Here is a 4549-nt window from a genome sequence, read left to right as displayed (position 1 = left end):
AGATTTGAAGCCGTTGGTGTAGCTGCCGTATAACATCAAATCACGGCTGTACTGATATTCTGCGCCAATACGCGGTGAGAAATGGCTGAAGCTTTCGCTGCCGCTAAACTCAGTCTGGGTAGATAAATACACACCATCAGGGTCACGCGGGAATTTATAACCGGCGTAAATATACCGATAGACGCTGGCATCTTTATCGTCTTGGGTATAACGGCCACCAAAAGTTAACGACCATTTGTCGTCCAGCTGATAGGTACCCTGGGCATAAGCCGCTATGCTATCGGTCTGCACACAGCCACCGTTTTCCGTGGTGCTGGCGCCATACACGACCTGGCCGAAAGCACCACAGGCTTCACCGTCATAGTAGTAAAGGCCAGAGGCAAATTTTAACTTGTCATCACTGTATAGTAACTGCAGTTCCTGTGATACCTGGGTATCTTCGTAAAACGCCGGAATGTCCAGTGTTGGAAAACTGGTAGAATCAAAGTCGATATTGGTATCGGTTTTGCCTTCGCGGTGTGCAGTAACTGATTTCAGTGTCCAGTTATCCGACAGGTCCAGCGTCATCGTAATCGACTGACCTTCTGTTTCTACTTTGTTCTCTACCGGCATGCTGATGTTGGCATCATACACACTGGTAGGTACAGTATCCGTTGGTGCCAGGGCACTGGGGAATAAGCGGAAGCCGCCGCGTGGATTGGAGTCGTCTACCGTTTTATCAGCACTTAACAGCATGCGGAAACTATCATTAACATTCCACTGCAGGCTGACCCGTCCGGTCATCAGCTCTTTGTTATAGTTATCATCGCCGGTATTTAAAAACTTACCAAAGCCATCGCGATTAAACGTCGCAAAAGCGCCACTGATAAACACATTGTCGGTAAGGCCGGTCTGGCCCGACACCTTCAGATCACGCTGATTTTCAGTACCAATAGTACCGCGTACAGCAAACTCGTTGTCACCGGTCAGCTGTTTGGTGACATATTTTACTGCACCACCGATGGTGTTACGGCCATACAGTGTGCCTTGCGGGCCGCGCAGAACTTCAACCCGCTCGACATCATATACATCCAGTGCAGCACCTTGCGGCCGAGCCATGTATACGTCATCAATATAAATACCTACACCAGGCTCGAACCCCCACAATGGATCCTGCTGACCGATACCGCGGATGTAAGCCGTCAGCGTGCTGTTGGTACCGCGCGAAACCTGCAACGTAGTATTAGGCGAATACTGCGCCACAGCTGTCAGGTTATCTAACCCACGCTGGGCCAGCTCCTCTTCGCCCATCGACGTCACCGCTACCGGTACTGTCTGTAAATTCTCCACCGTGCGCCGGGCAGTTACTTCAATACGCTCAAGCTTAACCGCAGTGTCATCTTCGGCTGCTGCATCCTGTGCCAGCGCTGTGCCGGCAAAGCTGCTGCTGATCGCCAGCGCCAGCAGGCTGGGTTTAATAAGGGTACGGCTATACTTGTGCGGTGCATCAATATTATTGTTATGGGCCATCTTGGCTCTCCTGCTGTTTTGAGTTCGCATCATTTTGTTGTTATTTGTCTAGCCTTACTGTAGGCGCAAATGCGTTTTTTTTAACCTGTACCTTAGTACTATGGTGATGCCTGCCCAGCTGTATCAGACTAAACGAAAATGAGCATAAGGATAACAAGATGTTGAGTCTTATCGGATTACTGGCCGGGCTTGGCCTGCTGATCGTGCTGACGATGCGGGGGTTTAACCTGTTTATTACAGCGCCACTGTGTGCGCTGCTGGTAGCAGTCACCAACGGCATTCCCTTCTGGCAAATGACCGACCAGCTGGATTTTGTCCACGGTTACATGGCCGGCTTTTCCGGTTTTGTCGCGGCCTGGTTTCTGATGTTTTTACTCGGCTCTCTGTTTGGCAAGCTGATGGAACATACCGGCGCGGCTGATGCGGTAGCGCTGGCGATAGTCAACAAACTGGGGCAAGGTAAAGCTGTATTGGCTGTGGTGCTGGCCTGTGCAGTGCTGACTTACGGCGGTGTCAGTGTGTTTGTGGTCGCCTTTTCTGCCTACCCGATGGCAGTCAGCTTATTCAAAGGCGCAAATCTGCCCAGACGTTTTATCCCGGCCGCATTAGCTCTGGGGTCTGTTACCTTTACCATGACATCGGCCGGCTCACCGGAAATTCAGAACTGGATCCCTATCCCTTATCTTAAAACCACACCTTACGCTGGTTGGCAGGTTAGTATCATCGTCGCGGTTTTTATGGCAGTTTGCGGCTATATGCTACTGATGTGGATGATAAAACGGGCTGTCAGTCAGGGCGAGCAGTTTACCCAGCGCAGCAGCGACCCTGAAATTACCGACCGCGCGCTGCCACATCCGCTTAAGGGGATAGTACCGTTAGGTGTGGTGTTGCTGCTGTCGTTTTTATTACACGACAGCCTGCAGCAAGCGGCGCTTATCGTCGCCCTGACAGGCGGTGTGGTCAGCCTTTATCTGTTAAATTACCGCTTCCTGCATAATCCGGCAGCTGCAACTAACGAAGGCGTACTAGGCGCTTTGCTGGCCATCGGTAATACCGCCGCAGTGGTAGGCTTTGGCTCTGTTGCCAAATTGACGCCGGCTTTTGCCAGCGTGGTCGGCTTTATGACACATCTGCCCGGCCCCGAACTGCTCGGCGCCGCTGTGGCGGTAAGCGCTATAGCGGGCTTAACCGGTTCCGCTTCCGGCGGCCAGGTGATTGCACTGCCTGAAATCGCACCACATTATCTCGACCGTGGTGTCGACCCGGAGCAACTGCACCGCGTGGTGGCCATTTCTTCCGGCGCGCTCGATTCGTTGCCGCATAACGGCTATGTCGTTACCACTATTCGTGCTATCTGTGGCGAGAGCCACCACAATGCGTACTGGCCGGTGGCAGTGGTTAGCGTCTTAGTGCCGGTAGTGGGCACTGCGCTGGCAATACTGTTATTTCAGTGGTTCTAAGGAGTCGTTATGCGTTTTATCACAGGCTTAATATGGTTATTTAGTGTTGCCGTATCAGCCGAGCCTTTGCTGGTCGAAAAGCAGCACTTTACGCTGGATAGCTTTACCACCGAAAGCGGTCAGGTGATTGCGCCGGTTAATATTGGCTGGGAAGCCTACGGTAAGCTTAATGCTGATAAGTCTAATGTAATACTGATCACACACTATTTCTCTGGCAGCAGTCATGCAGCTGGCAAATACCAACAGGATGATGCGACTCCCGGTTACTGGGACGCCATCATAGGCCCGGGCAAAGCCATTGATACCAATAAATTTTATGTAATAAGCAGCGATACGCTGGTAAACGCCAATGTGTTTGACAAAAATGTCATCACCACAGGGCCGGCAACCACTAACCCTGCGACAGGCAAGCCCTATGGCCTGGCATTTCCGGTGGTGACCATTGGCGATTTCGTCGAAGTACAAAAAGCCCTGCTCGATAGTCTTGGTATTAACAAGCTGCATGCGGTGATTGGCCCTTCTATGGGCTCGTTTCAGGCTATCGAATGGGCTGTACGCTATCCGGAGCGGGTACAGCGTTTAGTGCCGGTGATTGGCGGTGCTTTTATGGACGCTTATGGCGCAGTGAAACTGGAGCGCTGGGCCTACCCGATTAAAACTGACCCGGCCTGGCACGGTGGTGACTACTATGACAAAGGCCAGCCAATACAGGGCCTTACTACAGCACTGGCGTACATCACACAAGACGCGGTGCATCCACAGGGCTTTAATCAGCGTTACCCGTCACCCGTTAGTGACAAAAACGCCATGCAGGATATCCGTGCCAGCTTAAGTGCCTGGGAGCAGCTGATGCAACATGCCAAAGTAAGAGCAACTTATCAGGATGCCAACCATATTTTATATCTGGTAAGGGCGTCCCAGTTATGGCGTGCCGGTATGGCGGACAACTGGCAGCAGGCGGTAGCCGGCATTAAAGCAAAAACCTTATTTCTGCCCGCCAGCGGTGATTTACTGCTACCACCTGCATTCAGCCAACACAGTGCTGATGCGATGAAAAACGCCGGTAACACACCACAGTATGCCGAAATACCCGGCAACTGGGGCCATTTAGACGGTTTAGTCAATATTCAGTCTGTTGCGCCCTTGATCGAAACTTTTCTGAACCAACCTTAGTACCGGCGCTGCCGGACTTGTCTCTTCCTGGTGGGAGCTGCGTGTAACGGGCTCCTTTTTTTATCCGTATAATTTATTCGCACTTAAGCGTATTTTCGGCTAAAAGTAACCGGTACAGATTGCAAATTAATATTGCTCAGGCAAGATAAAGCTGCATTCAACAAACTGATTTTTATAAGGAAGTAACAATGGCCTTTGATTATGGCAGTGAATCGTTAGGGATCCGTAACCCTTTTAAAGCCGAAGGTTTATTACGGGCCCTGCGCGGTGTAGTAGTAACTCTGCTCGGTATTTATCCCTTACTGCAGGTTGTCAGCCTGGTACAACAGGATAAAACCCTGGCCTGGATTTATGCCGCTATTGGCTTCGTCTTGCTGGCATCTGGCTTAAAAGCGCTCGGTGGTGGC

The 4549-nt window shown here is 51.3% G+C and carries 4 protein-coding genes; 3 read left to right on the top strand and 1 reads right to left on the bottom strand.

The annotated features are described in order from the left end of the window. A partial coding sequence (locus VIN66_RS11425; RefSeq protein WP_331924111.1) for a TonB-dependent receptor occupies window positions 1–1509 on the bottom strand: 1509 nt, incomplete at its 3' end. A 158-nt stretch (window positions 1510–1667) separates the two neighbouring features. Here VIN66_RS11425 and VIN66_RS11420 point away from each other — a divergent pair. The 3 genes from VIN66_RS11420 to VIN66_RS11410 all read left to right on the top strand — a co-directional run. Further along, window positions 1668–2969 carry a GntP family permease gene (locus VIN66_RS11420; protein ID WP_331924110.1) on the top strand — a complete coding sequence of 434 codons (1302 nt, stop codon included), beginning with the start codon at window positions 1668–1670 and terminating at the stop codon, window positions 2967–2969. Window positions 2970–2978: 9 nt separating this feature from the next. Next, window positions 2979–4142, top strand: a complete 1164-nt coding sequence (locus tag VIN66_RS11415; RefSeq protein WP_331924109.1) for an E22 family MetX-like putative esterase — start codon at window positions 2979–2981, stop codon at window positions 4140–4142. A 188-nt stretch (window positions 4143–4330) separates the two neighbouring features. Beyond that, on the top strand, window positions 4331–4549 hold a 219-nt coding region (locus VIN66_RS11410; protein ID WP_331924108.1), incomplete at its 3' end, for a hypothetical protein.

It is taken from the genome of Rheinheimera sp. (assembly GCF_036568245.1).
Taxonomy (GTDB): Bacteria; Pseudomonadota; Gammaproteobacteria; order Enterobacterales; family Alteromonadaceae; genus Alishewanella.
This window is presented reverse-complemented; position numbering and strand designations above follow the sequence as displayed.

Coding starts and splice junctions, on each gene's coding strand:
- VIN66_RS11420 (WP_331924110.1), top strand. CDS start 1,668: ATGTTGAGTCTTATCGGATTACTGGCCGGGCTTGGCCTGCTGATCGTG.
- VIN66_RS11415 (WP_331924109.1), top strand. CDS start 2,979: ATGCGTTTTATCACAGGCTTAATATGGTTATTTAGTGTTGCCGTATCA.